Below are 16,592 nucleotides of genomic sequence, written 5' to 3' on the forward strand. Positions count from 1 at the left end.
CTGTTCAGATCGGTGTGATACCAGTAAATATCCGCCGAGCGGCTGTCGCCCGCCTGCTCCAGCGCCGCCAGCGGGCTCCACGGGCTGGCCGGATCGTAGCTCCAGCTGCGGCGGCTGCCGTCGTCGCGCTGCTCCTGCAGCAACCGGTARCCCTGCCACAGGAAACGGGTCGTCTGTTCGGTTTTGCCCTTGTAGCGCACCGTTTTGCGGCTGCGGCGGCCCAGCGCGTCGTAATGATACTGCGCCTCGAACTCGCCCTGCGGGCCGCGGCCGTGCGCCTGCACCAGCCGGTTGTCKGCGTCGTAGCGGTAGTGCTGCTCGTACAGGCCGTTGCGCCGGCTGATCAGGTTGCCCCAGGCGTCGTAACGGTAAAACAGTTTTTGCCAGTGCGTCAGGCGGTTGTCGGCGATCGGCGCCAGCGGCAGGTGCGCGTCGATGTCGTTCTGCGGGCTGCGYTCGCCCAGCAGGTTATCCGCCAGATCGTACACCAGCCGCGCGCCCGGTTTRCCCTGATTGGGTTCGCGGTGTTGCAGCAGGCGGCCTTCGGCGTCGTAACCRTAGTGCACTTCGCCGCGCAGCGCGTCGCTCACCCCGGCCAGCTCGCCGCGGCCGGTGTAGCGATAAGCGCGCCACAGCACGCCGTCTTCCGGCCGGGTCARTTTRTCGTGGCCRAAGGCGCTGCTCTGCCAGCTRCGGCGGCCCAGRGCRTCGTAACGCCGCTGCTGCTGCAGCGCGCCCTGGCTGCGGCCGGTTTCCCGGTGCAGGCGATCGCGGRTGAATTCGCTCACCACCTGCTGGTTGAATTTGATGGCGCTGGCGTGGCCGGAGCCGTAATACAGCCACTGCAGGCGATCGCCCTGCGGCAGCGTCAGCGCCTGCAGGTTGGCCAGCGCATCCCACTGGTATTGCAGCTCGCCGTTCACGCCCTGTTCGCYGAGCAGCCGCCCGGCGGCGTCATAGCGCATCTGCACGCTGTCCGGCTCGATGCCCAGCGCCGCGCCGCTCGCCGTCGGCAGGCGGTTCAGCTCGCGCAGCCGCCCCATGGCGTCGAAACGGTAATGCCATTCMGCGCTGGCGTTGCCGCGCCAGACCAGCTGCCCSGCCTCGTCGAAGCGGAAGCGCTGTTCGCGCTGAGTCAGCTCGCCTGCGCTGCCCGGCARGCCGACCTCGCGGTGCTCCTCCAGCAGCCCGGCCGCGCCGTAGCGATAATCGTGGCGGGTGTCGTCCGGGCGCTCTTCGGTCAGCACGCGGCCCACCGCATCGTAGCTGAAGCGGTATTCGCCGCCGTTGCCGTTCTCCAGSCGCGTCAGCCAGCCCTGCGGGCTGTAGTGATAGCGCCGGGTGCGGTTGATGCGATCGGTGATGCTGACCGGCAGCCCCAGGGCGTTGTACTGCCAGCGGGTCAGGCTGCCCAACGCGTCCTGATGCTCGGCCAGCTGGCCGTGCGCGTTCCAGTTAAAGCGCTCTTCGCCGCCGTCCGGGTGGATCAGGGTATGCAGGCGGCCGCCGTTATCCCACAGGTAGCGCGTCTGATGGCCTTCGGCATCGGTCTGCGTCGTCAGTTGCCCCAGCGCATCGTAGGTATAAGCCGTCACGCTGCCGGAACAGTCGGTGTAGCGCGTCAGCTGGCCGCGGGCGTCCCACTCCAGCTTCACTTCCCCGCCCAGCGCGTCGATCATACTAGCGGGCAGGCTCTCTTCGTCATCCGGATAACGGTACAGCGTGGCATTGCCCAGCGCATCGACATAGCGCGTCGGGCGCCCCAGCGTGTCCCAATGCTGCGCCTCACTGCTGCCGTCCGGGTAGGCGACGGCGAACAGCCGGCCGCTGTTGCGCGAATATTGATAGCGCGTCACGCGGCCGAGCGGGTCGGTCTCCGACAGCAGGCGGCCGTAAGGATCCCATTCGCTCCGGCGCTGCGCGCCGCCGGGCAGCAGCACGCTGCACAGTTCGCCGCGTTGGTAGATAAAGCCGTAGCGGCGCTGGTCGAAATCGGTGTACTGCGCCACGTTGTCGTCGTCATCCAGCCGCCACTCCGCCCGTTTGCCGTCGCCGCGCACCGCGCTGCGGCGCCCGCCGGCGAAGTCATAGCCGAACTCAAGGGATTCTCCGGCGCTGTTGCGATAGGCCGTCACGCGCGGCACACCGTCGATCTCTTGCCATTGGTATTCGTTCAGCAGCCCGGCGGCGTCCTGGTGGCTGATCATCAGGCCGTCGCGCCAGCCAAAGCGGCGCGTCACCTCACCGGCGCGGTTGCTCACCGTCGTCAGTTGGCCCTGCTCATCGTAACCGTAGCGCGCCAGCGTYCGTTCACCGTCGGCGGTTTGCAGCGCCACTKCACGCAGGCGGCCCTGCGCATAGCGGCACATCAGGCGCTGCCCGGCGCTGTCCACCAGTTCGCTCAGCAGCCCCTCRTCGTCGTAAAACAGCGAGGTGGCGTTGCCGATGGCGTCGGTGATCATGCTSAGCCGGCTCGGCTGGTCGCCCGCCAGCGGCGGGTAGTGGAAAATCTGTTCGCCGACGTCAAACAGCTGCCAGCTGCCGTCGTCGTTGTGCATCAGCCAGCATTTTTCGGCTTCGCAGTAGGTTTTGTGGCCGCGCGGCACCATAGGGAAAGCGACGAAGTCGCCGGAAGGCGCACGCCACACCAGGCCGTCCTGATACGGCTGCAGGCTACTCTCCCAAAACAGGTTCCAGCCGCGGCCCAGTACGCTGTCGCCGGGGTTGCCGCTGCGCCAATAGCGCTGCCAGGCGACCGGCAGGCGCGAAGGCAGCACGAAATCGAGATCGTCTTCGCCGTCGAGGAATTTCTGGCCGCTGACGATATCCACCGGCCGGGCGATAATGCCGACCGCGGCGGTGGCGGTCATCAGCGTGCCGGCGCGGCAGGCGATGCGCGCCAGTTTGTTGATGCCAGGCAGCTTGCCCAACAGTTTGCCGAGCGCCCCCAGCTTGCCGGCGGCGCCGCCCACGCCGCCCACCAGGCCGGCGAACAGCAGCGTCAGATCGGAGACCTTATACAGCCAATCCGGCACTTCGGGCTTGATCGGCAAGGTGGTGACGGTGCCGCCGCCGATAAACACGTTGGGCGAACCTTCCATCACCTGCGCGTCGCAGTTGGTTTTGTCCCCCACGCGCGAGGCGGGCTGGCCGTTGATGCTGACCTTGTCGGAGCCCTGCGCCATCTGCATGCTCGGGCCGTCGTCGCTGCAGGCCACCTGGCTGTTGGTGGCGAGCGCGGCGGGTTTGCCGTTGATGAAGACGTTGGGGGAGCCGGTGACGATATTGCCTTTGGGGGTCAGGCTACCGGCACCGGCGTCGGCAATGCCGTCACGCGCCGCGGTGGCCGCCTCCCCGGTGAGATACCCCACCGCCAGGCTGGCGCCGATGAGCAGCACGCCGACGCCGATACAGGAAGCCGCCAGGCCGGCGACGAACAGCGCCCCCGCAGCCACCGCGCCTGCGGCGGCGATCAGGCCGCCGACAAGGGTGCCGGCAATCATGCCGGCCAGGGCATGGGAATGCCCGATGGTATCGCCGACGCGAGCCGCTTCGGTCATCGTAAGTTCCTTTTACGCAAAGAGTTCATCGTTAGGCCGCCCGGTAGCTGTTCAGCACCTGCTGCAGCAGCGCGTCGTTTGACGGAGCGGTCGAGGTAACCTTCCTGTAGGACCGCACTGCCTTCGGTAAAGATACAGCGGGAAGTATCAGGCGTCATGCAAAATCCTTTTGCTTCACGAAAGCTTAAGCATCGCATAATCGCATAAAAAAAGCTCTGCATATCACATGCAGAGCTTTTTGATCGCCAGATACCCTAAGGCTTGAAAGACGACGGATTTAGCGGCGGTTGCCGAAGATGCGCAGCAACATCAGGAACAGGTTGATGAAGTCGAGATACAGCGTCAGCGCGCCGACGATGGCGTACTTGCGGAAGCCGTCTTTATCATCGGCGTTCAGCTGCTCGCCCATCGCCTTGAGTTTTTGCGTGTCGTACGCGGTCAGACCGACGAACACCACCACCCCAATGTAGGTAATCGCCCACATCAGCGCGGTGCTTTTCAGCCAGATGTTCACCAACGAGGCCAGCACGATGCCGATCAGCGCCATGAACAGCATGCTGCCAAAGCCGCTCAGATCGCGCTTGGTGGTGTAGCCGTACAGGCTCATGGCGCCGAACATGCCGGCGGTGACCACGAAGGTGCTGGCGATCGAGCTGTAGGTATAAGCGATGAAGATGCTCGACAGCGTCAGCCCGGTCAGCGCCGAGTAGAGCATGAACAGCGAGGTGGCCACCGCGCCGCTCAGGCGGTTGACCATGCCGGAAATCACGAACACCAGCGCCAACTGGGCGATGATCAGACCGAAGAAGGTGATCTGGCTGGAGAAGATGAAGTTAAGGATCGCGGGCGTATTGGCCGCATACCAGGAAACGAACGCCGTCAGCAGCAGACCGCAGGTCATCCAGCCGTAAACCTGTGCCATGTAGGCCTGAATGCCGCTGTTGGCACGTTCGACGATTGAACCATTAGAGCGTGGATATCGGTCCATGACGGTTACCTTTTGCGTTGTAAACAAGATTCCGAAGCCCCGCGAACGGGGCTTCGCCTGCTATAAGCGTACCACAGAATAGGCCGCGCGAAAGCGGCAAAGGTCTTGATTTGTTTCCGCTGTTGACGCGTTATTTAGCCGCGTCGTGCCAGCGCTGCGCGGCCTCGCGATCGCTGTCGCGAGCGTCCACCCAACGATCGCCCTGGCCGGTCGCTTCGCGCTTCCAGAACGGCGCGCGGGTCTTCAGGTAGTCCATGATGAACTCACTGGCGGCGAACGCCATGCCGCGGTGCGCGCCGGTCACGCCAACGAACACGATCTCGTCGCCGGGATACAACGCGCCGACGCGGTGGATCACCGTCACGCGCTGCAGCGGCCAACGGCTGCGCGCCTCGGCCACGATCTCCGCCAGCGCCTTCTCGGTCATGCCGGGGTAGTGTTCCAGCGTCAGCGCGCTGACGTCGTCCCCAAGGTTATGGTTGCGCACCTTGCCGGTGAAGGTCACCACCGCGCCGTCGGCGTCGCACTGCGCCAGCCACTGATACTCGTCGCCGACGTTGAACGGCGCTTCGCCCACGCGAATGCGGGTGTTTTCCATGCTTACCCCCCGGTGACCGGCGGGAAGAAGGCCACTTCATCGCCGGCGCGCAGCGGATGATCCGCCGCCACCAGCGACTGATTGACCGCCGCCAGCAGTTTGCCGGACTCCAGCGCCAGCGCCCAGCGATCGCCGCGCGCACACAGCGCCTGGCGCAGCGCCTCGACGGTCGGGTAATCCGCCGGCATCGACAGCGCGCCGGTGCCCACCAGTTCGCGCACCTGCGCGAAGAAAAGAATATCGATCATGCGTTCACCTTAAAATCGCCGGATTTGCCGCCGCTTTTCGCCAGCAGGCGCACCGGGCCGATCACCATGTCTTTCTGTACCGCTTTGCACATGTCATAGATGGTCAATGCCGCCACCGAGGCGGCGGTCAGCGCCTCCATCTCGACGCCGGTTTTGCCGGTCAGCCGGCAGCAGGTTTCGATGCGCACCCGGCTGTGCTCCGTTTGCGCCTCCAGCTGCACTTCGACTTTGCTCAGCATCAGCGGGTGGCACAGCGGGATCAGCTCCCAGGTGCGTTTGGCCGCCTGAATGCCGGCGATGCGCGCCGTGGCGAACACGTCGCCCTTGTGATGGCTGCCGTCGACGATCATCGCCAACGTGGCGGGCAGCATCTCGACGAAGGCTTCGGCGCGCGCCTCGCGCACCGTTTCGGCCTTGGCGGAAACGTCGACCATATGGGCTTCGCCGGCGGCGTTAATGTGGGTTAGCTGTGTCATGACTCAGGGCTTCTTTAAATGGGGCTGGAAGTTGCACGGCCGATGGCGCGCGTCCAACTGCTCTTCGATAATCCGCTCCCAGGCGGTGCGGCAGGCGCGGGTGGAACCCGGCATGGCGAAAATCACCGTGCGGTTGGCCAGGCCGGCCAGCGCGCGCGACTGGATCGTCGCGGTGCCGATCTCTTCGTACGACACCATGCGGAACAGTTCGCCGAACCCTTCCACCTCTCTGTCGAACAGCGGCAACAGCGCTTCCGGCGTGTTGTCGCGCGCGGTAAAACCGGTGCCGCCGGTGATCAGCACCGCCTGCACGTTGTCATCGGCAATCCACGCGGAAACCCGCGCGCGGATCTGGTAAATGTCATCTTTGACGATGGCGCGATCCACCACCTGATGGCCGGCTTCCCGCGCCGCGTCCTGCAGATATTGGCCGGAGGTGTCTTCCGCCGCGCCGCGGCTGTCGGACACGGTCAGGATGGCGATATGCGCCGCAATAAACTCGCTGCTCGCATGGCTCATGGTTCAATAAGCTCCTATTGGCTGTCAGCCGCCGATAAACGACAGGTTCTGGGTGATCCCGCTGTTGCCCTGATGCAGGAAATGGGTCTGCTTCTTGCTCAGCAGCCCGCTCTGGATGCGCGCCTTCAGCGCATCGAGCTGGCCGTCGTCCGCCAGCAGATCGCGCAGGGGCACCCCCTGCTCGCCGAACAGGCACAGGTGCAGATTGCCGATGGAAGAAACGCGCAGCCGGTTGCAGCTGGCGCAGAAGTCTTTTTCATACGGCATGATAAGACCCACCTCACCCTGGTAGTCCGGGTGGCTGAACACCTGCGCCGGGCCGTCGCTGCGGCCGCGTGCCTGGCGCTGCCAGCCCTGCTGTTCCAGCTGCCGGCGAATCACTTCGCCGGAAACGTGGTGTTTGCGAAACAGCTCGCCGCCCTCGCCGGTTTCCATCAGTTCGATAAAACGCAGTTGGATCGGCCGATCCTTGATCCAGGCGAGAAAGGCGCCGAGCTGCTGGTGATTGACGTCGCGCATCAGCACGGCGTTGACCTTGACCTTGCTGAAACCGGCGCTGAAGGCGGCGTCGATGCCGTCCATCACCTGGCGGAACTTGTCCTGACCGGTGATGGCGTAAAACTGACGGGGATCCAGGCTGTCGACGCTGACGTTGATCGCCGTCAAACCGGCGTCACGCCAGGCGGCGACGTCGCGCGCCAGACGGTAGCCGTTGGTGGTGACCGCCAGCGTGCGGATGGCCGGGTTTTCCCGCACGGCGGCGATGATCTCGGTAAAATCACGGCGCAGCGAAGGCTCGCCGCCGGTCAGGCGCACCTTTTCGGTGCCCAGTTCGGCGAACGCGCGGCTGACGCGGCGGATTTCATCCAGCGACAGGAAGCTTTTCGGGCTGCCGCTCGGCTTGTAGCCATCGGGCAGACAATAGGTGCAACGAAAGTTGCACACGTCGGTGATCGACAAGCGCAGGTAATAGAACTTGCGCTCATAAGTATCAATGAGTTGCGGTACCATAACACCTTTCCAAAGTCGGGAGATGCGAGCGTTTCCCCTCTGCACCCTGGTGGCTGACTTCGCCACGGCCCAGGCGCCATATCGTTCCGGATGAACAACGTAGGCGCAGGGGCTAGGAGTTTGATTTCTCTTCCCGCTACCTTGAGTAGCCGGAATGAAACCGTGGTTTTCAGCAGAATTCTAGCGCTAATCGGCAACGATAGCCAACGCGTTAATTCGCTATATAATTGTCTATACAGCGTTTTTAGACGCCGTCTATTCGGGTAAACCATGATAAACATCGCTTGCGTGGACGAATTGACCAGAATCACGCAAATGACACTCTTTATCGCGTTTTTATGCCGGATCCGCTACCTTATGCGGGCAGTTCAGCCCCTTTGTAAGGAAATTTATGCGTAATCGTACCCTGGCCGATCTCGACCGCGTGGTGGCATTGGGCGGCGGACACGGTCTGGGCCGTGTGATGTCGGCCCTGTCGTCCTTAGGCTCCCGCCTGACCGGCATCGTCACCACCACCGACAACGGCGGTTCCACCGGCCGCATCCGCCGTTCGGAAGGCGGCATTGCCTGGGGCGATACCCGCAACTGCCTCAACCAGCTGATCACCGAGCCGAGCGTCGCCTCGGCGATGTTCGAATACCGCTTCAGCGGCAACGGCGAACTGGCCGGCCATAACCTGGGCAACCTGATGCTGAAAGCGCTGGATCACCTGAGCGTGCGCCCGCTGGAAGCGATCAATCTGGTGCGCAGCCTGTTGAAGGTGGACGCGGCGTTGATTCCGATGTCGGAACAGCCGGTGGATTTGATGGCGCACGATCACGAAGGCAACCATGTTTACGGTGAAGTGAATGTTGACCAACTGACTCTTATGCCGCAGGAGCTGATGCTGTCGCCCCCGGTCAACGCCACGCGCGAAGCGCTGGACGCCATCGCGCAAGCCGACGTGATCCTGATCGGGCCGGGCAGTTTCCTCACCAGCCTGATGCCGCTGCTGCTGCTGGACGATCTCACCCAGGCGCTGCGCCGCAGCAGCGCCAGCATGATCTATATCGGCAACCTCGGCCGCGAACTGAGCGTGGCCGCCGCGGCACTGTCGTTAAAGGATAAGCTAACGCTGATGGAAGAGAAGATCGGCCGCCGGATGATCGATGCGCTGATTGTCGGCCCGGCGGTGGACACCAGTGAAGTGCAGGATCGGGTGGTGATTCAACAGCCGCTGGAAGCGAGCGACATCCCCTACCGCCACGATCGCCAGCTGCTGCGCCAGGCGCTGGATCACGCGCTGGTGGAGCTGGCTGCCCGCCGCTGACCGAATTTAGCCGTCGCGCCCGCGCAGCCAGGGGTTATCGCTGGCCGGGGCGGGATGGCTGACCATATCGATATACAGATCTTCCACCTCTTTGCGCGCCCAGGGCGTGCGACGCAAAAACTTCAGACTGGACTTGATGCTCGGATCGCTGCGGAAACAGTTGATGCGAATGCGCGCGCCCAGTTCGGACCAACCGTAGTGATCCACCAGTTTATTCAGCAGTTGCTCCAGCGTCACGCCGTGCAGCGGGTCTTTAGACTGGTGTTGGCTCATGTTCGGTACTCTTCGTGGTCAAATCGGGCCGCACACCATAACAGCTTTGACGCGGCCGACAAGGAATTTTGACGCCCACAGCGCGGGCGCCGTCCAACGGTCAGGAAATCGCGATGAACTGCTCGCGCAGCTGGTGGATTTCGTCGCGCAGCGCAGCCGCCTGCTCGAACTCCAGGTTCTGCGCATGGGTGTACATCTGCGCCTCCAGATCGCGGATTTTCTGATCCAGCGCTTTCGGCGTGAGGTTCTGCAGCTGAGCGCCACCGTCCGCCGCCTTGCTCCTGCCTTTCCCCTTGGCGCGGTTGACCGGCTGACCGATCTGCAGAATATCGCCGATCTTCTTGTTCAGCCCCTGCGGCACGATGCCGTTGGCTTCGTTATAGGCCTGCTGCTTGGCGCGGCGCCGCTCGGTTTCACCGATCGCCTTGGCCATCGAATCGGTGATGCGATCGCCATACAGGATCGCCTTGCCGTTCAGGTTACGCGCCGCGCGGCCGATGGTCTGGATCAGTGAACGCTCGGAACGCAGGAAGCCTTCCTTGTCGGCGTCCAGAATCGCCACCAGCGACACCTCAGGCATGTCGAGGCCCTCACGCAGCAGGTTGATGCCCACCAGCACGTCAAACTCGCCCAGACGCAGGTCACGGATGATTTCGACCCGCTCCACGGTATCGATATCCGAGTGCAGGTAGCGCACGCGCTCGCCATGCTCTTCCAGGTATTCGGTCAGGTCTTCCGCCATGCGTTTGGTCAGGGTGGTCACCAGCACGCGCTCGTTGATCGCCGCGCGCTTGCGGATCTCGGAGAGCAGATCGTCCACCTGAGTAGCGACCGGCCGCACTTCCACGATCGGATCCAGCAGCCCGGTCGGCCTCACCACCTGATCGATCAGATCGCCGCCGGATTTCTCCAGCTCATATTTGCCCGGCGTGGCGGAAACATAGATGGTCTGCGGCGCCAGCGCCTCGAACTCCTCGAAGCGCAGCGGGCGGTTGTCCAGCGCCGACGGCAGACGGAAGCCGTACTCCACCAGCGTTTCCTTGCGCGCGCGGTCGCCTTTGAACATCGCGCCGATCTGCGGAATGGTGACGTGGGATTCGTCGACCACCAGCAGGCCGTCCGCCGGCAGGTAGTCGAACAGCGTCGGCGGCGGCTCGCCCTCGGCACGCCCGGAAAGGTAGCGCGAGTAGTTTTCGATGCCCGAGCAGTAGCCCAGCTCGTTCATCATCTCCAGATCGAACTGGGTGCGCTGCGTCAGGCGTTGCTCTTCCAGCAGCTTGTTGTTGGCCAGCAGCACCTTGCGGCGGTCCGCCAGATCGACCTTGATCTCTTCCATCGCCTGCATGATCCGCTCGCGCGGCGTCACGTAGTGCGACTTCGGGTAAATGGTAAAACGCGGCACCACCTGCTCAATCTGCCCGGTCAGCGGATCGAACAGCGACAGCCGTTCCACTTCTTCGTCGAACAGCTCGACGCGCAGCGCCAGCTCGTCCGATTCCGCCGGGAAGATGTCGATCACCTCGCCGCGCACGCGGAAGGTGGCGCGCTGGAAAGCCTGATCGTTGCGGGAATACTGCAGCTCCGCCAGGCGGCGCAAAATGGAGCGCTGATCGATGATCATTCCCTGGGTCAGGTGCAGCATCATCTTCAGGTAAAGATCCGGATCGCCCAGGCCGTAGATCGCCGATACCGACGCCACCACCACCACGTCGCGCCGCTCCAGCAACGCCTTGGTGGCGGAAAGACGCATCTGCTCGATGTGCTCGTTCACCGAAGCGTCTTTTTCAATGAAGGTGTCGGAGCTGGGCACGTAGGCTTCCGGCTGGTAGTAGTCGTAGTAGGAGACGAAGTATTCCACCGCATTCTCCGGGAAAAACGCTTTCATCTCGCCGTACAGCTGCGCCGCCAGCGTCTTGTTCGGCGCCAGCACCATGGTCGGCCGATTCAGATCGGCTATCACGTTGGCGATGGTGAATGTTTTGCCCGAACCGGTGACCCCCAGCAGCGTCTGGTGCGCCAGGCCGTCTTCCAGCCCCTCTTCCAGCTTGCGGATGGCTTCCGGCTGATCGCCGGCCGGTTTGAACTCGGAATGCAGTTTGAAAAGTTTACTCATTGCTCGGCTACCCTGTGGAGATGCGCGCGCTCAGGCGGCCAGCCGGCTCTGCGCCGGATATGGCCCCTAATTATGGAAAGTGTCGGCGATTTGCGCCAGTGCCCATGATACTGGATATAAAACCAGCTTCAAGCGGATTCGTCGCTGCGCCCGGCACGGCGGCGATGCCGTTGCACCGTGAGGTTACAGCCGGGTGACATTTTTATTGTCAATAACAGATTTATCCCCAGAACTTGCCGAAAATTAACTTATTGATAGCACCGCGTCGAAAAATCATACATAGAGACCTGATCAATACCCTTGTGTCTTGATTTTAATTAATCTATTGATATATAACATTTTTAATAAAAAGACGAGAATGCGGGCAAAGCGAACAGAACCCGCGTCCGCTCTCGCTTTACAGCGTTTTTCTAAATCTAATGCACAAGGTTATCCACAGGAATAGTGGATAACTCTCACCGCCCCGCCCGGGGCGGGAGTTACAGAAAGAAAGCTTTTCGCCCTTTACACTCGCCAAAATGGCTTTTTTAGTTATTTTTTCATAAAAATATCGCTTTGTTTATGCCGATTAATACTAAAAATCCCCATTGCCAAAATCGCATCGGCCCCTTTCTCGCGGATCGCGCTTGACGGCGGCGCAATGCCTTGCACCATGCCCTCACCGCAGAGCACCACAAGAGTGCAAAAAACGTCCGGGTTAACTTCCCGGCGTATTTTCAGGCCGCCGCGGCAGAGCGCGTCAGGCCTGATTAGCGGTTAACAAGGCGATAACAACCTCCCGTTTTCACCCGGCGACAAAATTGGCCTGGGAGTTGCTTTATCTTCCTGCGTATCAATGCGGTGCGGCGGCGTGATGCGCTGCCAGCCGCAGCGTGTACCCCTCGCGGTGCTATCGCCAGTAAAAGCGCAAGAACGACACCAAGTCGTCACAAGCGTCGTTTTTAACGACATATTGACTGTCATTCCGTCCACCGCAGACCTTGCTCTGGCTCATCGGACGGACGGCATCTTGTTCCAGACATTGCCACACTCGGGAAATTCGCCGCGCATGCGGCCTTTGCTGTCCCCCGCCAACGAGTGAAACGAGCGTCTATGAGGAGAATGCCAAATGCTGAGCCTGAGATCGGTCAATCAATTCTACGGTCAAAACCACACCCTGTGGGACATCAACCTGGAGCTGCCGCGCGGCCAGTGCACCGTGCTGCTCGGGCGCAACGGCGTGGGCAAGACCACGCTGGTCAACTGCATCATGGGGCATTTGCCGGTAGTGAGCGGCAGCATGACCTGGCAGCCGGGGGATCAGCCGCCGCAAAACCTACTGCTGCAACCGATGGAGCGCCGCGCCGCACTCGGCATCAGCCACGTCCCGCAAGGGCGGCAACTCTTCTCGCAGCTGAGCGTGGAAGAGAATCTGCAGGTGGCGCAGATGGCCGTGCGCGGCGCCCCTCGCCGCATTCCGCCGCTGATCTACAGCCTGTTTCCCAATTTGCGCCAGATGCGTACCCGCCGCGCCGGCGATCTGTGCGCAGGCGCCCAGCGCCAGTTGGCGATCGGCCGTGCGTTGGCCCAGGAACCGGCGCTGCTGATCCTCGACGAACCCACGGCGGGCGCGCCTCCCTCGATCGCCGCCGACATCGGCAACGTGATCCGCAGGCTAAACTATGAATTGGGCATGACCATTTTGCTGGTAGAACATCAGCTGCCGTTCGTGCGCCGGGTGGCGGACCGCTTTTGTCTGCTCGATAGCGGGCGCACCGTGGCGCACGGCGCGCTGACGCAGCTGGATGAGGCGCTGATCGGCGCCGGGCTGGCGGGACAGGACGGAGGATGAGGGAGTAAGGCTCCCTCATTGAGAGTTTATAACAGGCTGATATCCAGATACTGCCCCAGCGGCGCTCGTTCGGCCTGCGGCAGGTGCGGGATTTCACCCAGCAGCGGCGCCGGCAGCATGCGGCGCAGCGTGGCCAGGTATTCCTGATGCCGCCGCCCCGGCGGCGCCACGTCGTTGGCGATCCAACCGGCCAGCGTCAGCCCCGCCTGTTGCACCGCCTGCGCCGTCAATACCGCATGGTTGATGCAGCCCAGTTTGATGCCCACCACCAGGATCACCGGCAGTTGCTCCTGCTGCACCCAGTCGGCGAAGGTGTACTGCGCCGACAGCGGAGTAAACCACCCGCCGGCGCCCTCGACCAATACCCAGTCGGCGCGCTGTTCCAGCCGGCGCAGGCCGTCGGACAGCCGCGCTGCGTCTATCGGCCGGCCTTCATCGGCGCTAACGATATGCGGCGAAGTCGGTTCGGCAAAAACGTAAGGGTTCACTTCGTCGTACCCCAGCGCCACGCTGCTGTTGGCCTGCAGCGCCAGCGCGTCGCCGTTGCGCAGCCCCTCGGCGGTCATCTCGCTGCCGGAAGCCACCGGCTTATAGCCGGCGCTGCGGTAGCCCGCCAGATTGGCGGCCTGCAGCAAGGCGCTGCTGGCGACAGTTTTCCCGACCTCGGTGTCGGTGCCGGTCACGAACCAACGTTTAATCACGATAAATCACTCCATAAGCCAGATGATAGCTGAGCGGGAACTGCCCCTGCCGGCACGGGTAAGCCGCCTGCAGCGCGGCGAGGCGGCCGCGCGACATCAGGCCGCCCTCGCGTCCCTGGTGCAGATGCGTCGCCCCGATGCCCTTGAGCGAACGCATCAGCGTCATCACGTCCGGGTAATTCAGGGTGCGCAGCTCCGTCACCAGCTCGTGTCGATAGTCGGCGCAGGCGGCGCAGATCTGCGCCAGCGGCAGGAAGGCGTTCACGTGACGTTCGCCGTCCACCTGTTGCCAGGCGTCCCCCAATTCCTGCAGCGAGCCCGCCGCCAGCGTGGAGAACAGGATCACGCCGCCGGGCCGGGTCACGCGATACAGCTCCGCCAACGCTGCGGGCAGATCGCTGCACCACTGCACCACCAGGCTGCTGAAACAGATGTCCATCGCCGCGTCGGGCAACGGCACCTGCTCGATATCGCCCAGCAGATAATGGTGCGCCGCCTGTTGCTGGCGGGCGAATGCCAACATCCCCGGCGCCAGATCGAGCGCCGTCACCTGCTTGCCGCGCTCGCGCCACAGACGGCTGAAATAGCCGGTGCCGCAGCCGGCATCCAGCAGCCGTTCGCCCGGGTGGGAACTCCCCATCCCCAGTAAGCGCTCGCCAACGTCACGCTGCAGCGCGGCGGCGGCGTCGTAGCTGCCGGCCGCGCGGCTGAAGGCCGAGGCGACCGCCTGTTTGTTCACTGTGTCATTGGCTGACGTCATGCAATACCTCCAGCAGGCGATCGATATCCTGCGGCTGATGCGCCGCCGTCAGGGTAATGCGCAGCCGCGCGCCGCCCGGCGGCACCGTTGGCGGACGAATGGCGCTCACCCACAATCCGCGCTCGCGCAGACGGGTCGCCAGATCGAGCGCACGCTGATTGTCCCCCACCAGCAGCGGCTGGATGGCGGTGTCGGAATCCGTCAGGGTCAGCGCCAGCGGCGCCGCGCCCTGGCGGAAACGCCGGATGTTGTCCTGCAGCCGGGCGCGAAGTTCATCGCCCTCTCGAATGCAGGCCAGCGCCGCCTGCAGCGCGCAGGCCTGCGCCGGCGGCATCGCGGTGCTGTAGATCAGATGGCGAGCGAACTGCAGCAGATACTCGGCGGTCGCCTCATCGCACAGCACTGCCGCGCCGCTGACGCCGAACGCCTTGCCGAAGGTCGCCACCAGCAGTTCAGGGCGCACGCCCTGCTGCCAGCAGCTGCCGCGGCCTTGCTCGCCGCGCACGCCGACGCCGTGGGCATCGTCCACCATCAGCCAGGCGCCCGCCGCGCGGGTTAGGCGATGCAGCTCCGCCAACGGTGCGCCGTCGCCGTCCATGCTGAACACCCCTTCGGTCACCGCCAGCCGCTGCCCGTCGCAGGGTTTGGCCAGCAGATCCGCCAGCGCCTGCGGCTGATTGTGCTGGAAGCGGCGCAGCTCGGCCGGCGACTGAGCCGCCGCCTCCAGCAGCGAGGCATGGCTGAGGCGATCGGCCAAAATGCGATCGCCCTTCTGCATCAACGCCGCCAGCACCGCCTGGTTGGCGGCGTAACCGGAGATGAACAGCAGCGCGCGCGGATAGCCGAGCCACGTCGCCAGTTGCTCTTCCAGCGCCTGATGCGCCGCGCTAAAGCCGGTGACGTGGCCCGAACCGCCGCTGCCGACGCCGTAACGCTGCGCGCCCTGCTGCCAGGCGGCGATCACCCGCGCATCCTGGCTCAGCCCCAGGTAGTCGTTACCGGAGAAGTTCAGGTAGAGACGATCGCCAAGCCGGATCTGGCGGCCGTTGCCACCCTCGGTGGTCTGTCTCCGGCGGTAGGCGGCGTTGAGGCGCCGCTCTGCCAGCGCCTGCTCGATGCGTTGCTGCCAGCTCATCACGGCGCCGCGTTGTAAAACTCGGCGGTATCGGCGTTCAGCAGTTGCTTGGCCAGCACCTGCTGTTGCTGGTTGTCGCCGTGTTCGGTGGCGGTCTGCTGCGGGTTCAATCCCAGCTTGCGGAACAGCTGCAGGTCTTTGTCTTCTTCCGGATTCGGCGTGGTCAGCAGCTTGCAGCCGTAGAAGATGGAGTTGGCGCCGGCCATGAAGCACATCGCCTGCGTCTGTTCGTTCATCTGTTCGCGGCCGGCGGAGAGACGGACATAAGAGGCCGGCATCATGATGCGCGCCACCGCGATAGTGCGGATGAAATCAAACGGATCGACGTCATCGTTATCCGCCAGCGGCGTGCCTTTCACCTTCACCAGCATGTTGATCGGCACGCTCTCCGGCGGTTTCGGCAGGTTGGCTAGCTGCACCAGTAGCCCGGCGCGGTCGCGCACCGTTTCACCCAGCCCGACGATGCCGCCGGAGCACACTTTGATGCCGGCGTCGCGCACTTTGTCGAGCGTATCCAGGCGTTCCTGGTAGCTGCGGGTGGTGATGATGCTGCCGTAGAACTCCGGCGAGGTGTCGAGGTTATGGTTGTAATAATCCAGCCCGGCCTCCGCCAACCGCTCGGCCTGAGTACCGTCAAGCGTGCCCAGCGTCATGCAGGTTTCCATGCCCATCGCTTTCACGCCCTGCACCATCTGCTGCAGATAAGGCATATCGCGCTCGTGCGGGTTCTTCCACGCCGCGCCCATGCAAAAACGGGTCGAGCCGTTCGCTTTAGCTTTGCGCGCCGATTCCAGCACCTGCTCGACCTGCATCAGCCGCTCCGACTCCAGGCCGGTCTTGTAGCGCGAGCTTTGCGGGCAGTATTTACAGTCTTCCGGGCAAGCGCCGGTTTTGATCGACAGCAGCGTGCTGACCTGCACCTGACGCGGGTCGAAGTGCTGACGGTGTACGGTTTGCGCTTCGAACAGCAGTTCCAGCAGCGGTTTATCAAACAGGGCCTGGGCTTGCCCTACTGTCCAGTGAATGCGGTCGGCCATCATGGCGTCTCCAAAACGAAAAAGTGTCGCCAG

General features: G+C 63.4%; 16 protein-coding genes and 1 riboswitch. Of the genes, 2 read left to right on the forward strand and 14 right to left on the reverse strand.

From position 1 onward, the window contains the following. The 7 genes from ACOWVD_RS11485 to moaA form a co-directional block, all read right to left on the reverse strand. Positions 1 to 3,560 (reverse strand): PAAR domain-containing protein (locus ACOWVD_RS11485; RefSeq protein WP_421130393.1); only part of this gene is annotated, 3,560 nt, incomplete at its 3' end. Positions 3,561 to 3,837: 277 nt separating this feature from the next. Next, positions 3,838 to 4,548, reverse strand: a complete 711-nt coding sequence (locus ACOWVD_RS11490) for a Bax inhibitor-1/YccA family protein (protein ID WP_004939761.1) — start codon at positions 4,546 to 4,548, stop codon at positions 3,838 to 3,840. Between the two features lie 130 nt (positions 4,549 to 4,678). Continuing rightward, complete coding sequence (gene moaE, locus ACOWVD_RS11495) at positions 4,679 to 5,146, reverse strand: molybdopterin synthase catalytic subunit MoaE (protein ID WP_033633871.1); 468 nt, start codon at positions 5,144 to 5,146, stop codon at positions 4,679 to 4,681. A 2-nt stretch (positions 5,147 to 5,148) separates the two neighbouring features. Then, a complete protein-coding gene (gene moaD / locus ACOWVD_RS11500; RefSeq protein WP_004939768.1) occupies positions 5,149 to 5,394 on the reverse strand; it encodes a molybdopterin synthase sulfur carrier subunit in 246 nt (81 codons plus the stop codon). Then, complete coding sequence (gene moaC, locus ACOWVD_RS11505; RefSeq protein WP_004939770.1) at positions 5,391 to 5,870, reverse strand: cyclic pyranopterin monophosphate synthase MoaC; 480 nt, start codon at positions 5,868 to 5,870, stop codon at positions 5,391 to 5,393. The genes moaD and moaC overlap by 4 nt, the downstream gene beginning before the upstream one ends. A 3-nt stretch (positions 5,871 to 5,873) precedes the next feature. Next, positions 5,874 to 6,389, reverse strand: a complete 516-nt coding sequence (gene moaB / locus ACOWVD_RS11510) for a molybdenum cofactor biosynthesis protein B (protein WP_021503999.1) — start codon at positions 6,387 to 6,389, stop codon at positions 5,874 to 5,876. A gap of 24 nt (positions 6,390 to 6,413) precedes the next feature. Further along, positions 6,414 to 7,400: a GTP 3',8-cyclase MoaA gene (gene moaA, locus ACOWVD_RS11515; RefSeq protein WP_312425415.1), complete on the reverse strand. Its 987-nt coding sequence runs from the start codon at positions 7,398 to 7,400 to the stop codon at positions 6,414 to 6,416. Next, positions 7,387 to 7,531, reverse strand: a riboswitch (molybdenum cofactor riboswitch). It overlaps the preceding gene by 14 nt. Before the next feature lie 260 nt (positions 7,532 to 7,791). Between moaA and ACOWVD_RS11520 the strand changes: the two genes are divergently transcribed. Then, the gene (locus ACOWVD_RS11520; protein ID WP_004939781.1) at positions 7,792 to 8,709 is read left to right on the forward strand and encodes a gluconeogenesis factor YvcK family protein; all 918 of its coding nucleotides are present in this window, start codon (positions 7,792 to 7,794) and stop codon (positions 8,707 to 8,709) included. Positions 8,710 to 8,715: 6 nt separating this feature from the next. On the opposite strand, the gene ACOWVD_RS11525 is transcribed toward ACOWVD_RS11520, so the two are convergent. From ACOWVD_RS11525 to ACOWVD_RS11535, 3 genes are all read right to left on the reverse strand, one after another. Continuing rightward, positions 8,716 to 8,982, reverse strand: coding sequence for a VF530 family DNA-binding protein (locus tag ACOWVD_RS11525; RefSeq protein ID WP_004939783.1), 267 nt, complete (start codon positions 8,980 to 8,982; stop codon positions 8,716 to 8,718). A 100-nt stretch (positions 8,983 to 9,082) separates the two neighbouring features. After that, positions 9,083 to 11,095, reverse strand: a complete 2,013-nt coding sequence (gene uvrB / locus ACOWVD_RS11530; protein ID WP_004939786.1) for an excinuclease ABC subunit UvrB — start codon at positions 11,093 to 11,095, stop codon at positions 9,083 to 9,085. Between the two features lie 531 nt (positions 11,096 to 11,626). Beyond that, positions 11,627 to 11,749, reverse strand: a complete 123-nt coding sequence (locus ACOWVD_RS11535; protein WP_254925154.1) for a hypothetical protein — start codon at positions 11,747 to 11,749, stop codon at positions 11,627 to 11,629. Between the two features lie 454 nt (positions 11,750 to 12,203). Between ACOWVD_RS11535 and ACOWVD_RS11540 the strand changes: the two genes are divergently transcribed. Beyond that, positions 12,204 to 12,926, forward strand: coding sequence for an ATP-binding cassette domain-containing protein (locus tag ACOWVD_RS11540; RefSeq protein WP_197798582.1), 723 nt, complete (start codon positions 12,204 to 12,206; stop codon positions 12,924 to 12,926). Positions 12,927 to 12,952: 26 nt separating this feature from the next. On the opposite strand, the gene bioD is transcribed toward ACOWVD_RS11540, so the two are convergent. The 4 genes from bioD to bioB are packed head-to-tail and all read right to left on the reverse strand — an operon-like array spanning position 12,953 to position 16,559. After that, positions 12,953 to 13,627 carry a dethiobiotin synthase gene (gene bioD / locus ACOWVD_RS11545; protein ID WP_049242124.1) on the reverse strand — a complete coding sequence of 225 codons (675 nt, stop codon included), beginning with the start codon at positions 13,625 to 13,627 and terminating at the stop codon, positions 12,953 to 12,955. Then, positions 13,620 to 14,387 carry a malonyl-ACP O-methyltransferase BioC gene (bioC, locus tag ACOWVD_RS11550; RefSeq protein ID WP_274864753.1) on the reverse strand — a complete coding sequence of 256 codons (768 nt, stop codon included), beginning with the start codon at positions 14,385 to 14,387 and terminating at the stop codon, positions 13,620 to 13,622. The genes bioD and bioC overlap by 8 nt, the downstream gene beginning before the upstream one ends. Beyond that, a complete protein-coding gene (gene bioF, locus ACOWVD_RS11555) occupies positions 14,371 to 15,522 on the reverse strand; it encodes an 8-amino-7-oxononanoate synthase (protein WP_164095990.1) in 1,152 nt (383 codons plus the stop codon). Before bioF ends, bioC begins: the two co-directional genes overlap by 17 nt. After that, complete coding sequence (bioB, locus tag ACOWVD_RS11560) at positions 15,522 to 16,559, reverse strand: biotin synthase BioB (RefSeq protein ID WP_025160023.1); 1,038 nt, start codon at positions 16,557 to 16,559, stop codon at positions 15,522 to 15,524. Before bioB ends, bioF begins: the two co-directional genes overlap by 1 nt. Positions 16,560 to 16,592: the final 33 nt, after the last annotated feature.

This window comes from Serratia sp. SA088 (assembly GCF_049065515.1).
Taxonomy (GTDB): domain Bacteria; phylum Pseudomonadota; class Gammaproteobacteria; order Enterobacterales; family Enterobacteriaceae; genus Serratia; species Serratia nematodiphila.

Excerpts from the sequence above, each read along its gene's own strand:
- ACOWVD_RS11490 (WP_004939761.1), bottom strand. The coding sequence starts at position 4,548 with ATGGACCGATATCCACGCTCTAATGGTTCAATCGTCGAACGTGCCAAC.
- moaD (WP_004939768.1), bottom strand. The coding sequence starts at position 5,394 with ATGATCGATATTCTTTTCTTCGCGCAGGTGCGCGAACTGGTGGGCACC.
- moaC (WP_004939770.1), bottom strand. The coding sequence starts at position 5,870 with ATGACACAGCTAACCCACATTAACGCCGCCGGCGAAGCCCATATGGTC.
- moaA (WP_312425415.1), bottom strand. The coding sequence starts at position 7,400 with ATGGTACCGCAACTCATTGATACTTATGAGCGCAAGTTCTATTACCTG.
- uvrB (WP_004939786.1), bottom strand. The coding sequence starts at position 11,095 with ATGAGTAAACTTTTCAAACTGCATTCCGAGTTCAAACCGGCCGGCGAT.
- moaE (WP_033633871.1), bottom strand. The coding sequence starts at position 5,146 with ATGGAAAACACCCGCATTCGCGTGGGCGAAGCGCCGTTCAACGTCGGC.
- moaB (WP_021503999.1), bottom strand. The coding sequence starts at position 6,389 with ATGAGCCATGCGAGCAGCGAGTTTATTGCGGCGCATATCGCCATCCTG.
- ACOWVD_RS11525 (WP_004939783.1), bottom strand. The coding sequence starts at position 8,982 with ATGAGCCAACACCAGTCTAAAGACCCGCTGCACGGCGTGACGCTGGAG.
- bioB (WP_025160023.1), bottom strand. The coding sequence starts at position 16,559 with ATGGCCGACCGCATTCACTGGACAGTAGGGCAAGCCCAGGCCCTGTTT.
- bioC (WP_274864753.1), bottom strand. The coding sequence starts at position 14,387 with ATGACGTCAGCCAATGACACAGTGAACAAACAGGCGGTCGCCTCGGCC.
- ACOWVD_RS11520 (WP_004939781.1), top strand. The coding sequence starts at position 7,792 with ATGCGTAATCGTACCCTGGCCGATCTCGACCGCGTGGTGGCATTGGGC.
- ACOWVD_RS11540 (WP_197798582.1), top strand. The coding sequence starts at position 12,204 with ATGCTGAGCCTGAGATCGGTCAATCAATTCTACGGTCAAAACCACACC.
- bioF (WP_164095990.1), bottom strand. The coding sequence starts at position 15,522 with ATGAGCTGGCAGCAACGCATCGAGCAGGCGCTGGCAGAGCGGCGCCTC.
- ACOWVD_RS11535 (WP_254925154.1), bottom strand. The coding sequence starts at position 11,749 with ATGGTGCAAGGCATTGCGCCGCCGTCAAGCGCGATCCGCGAGAAAGGG.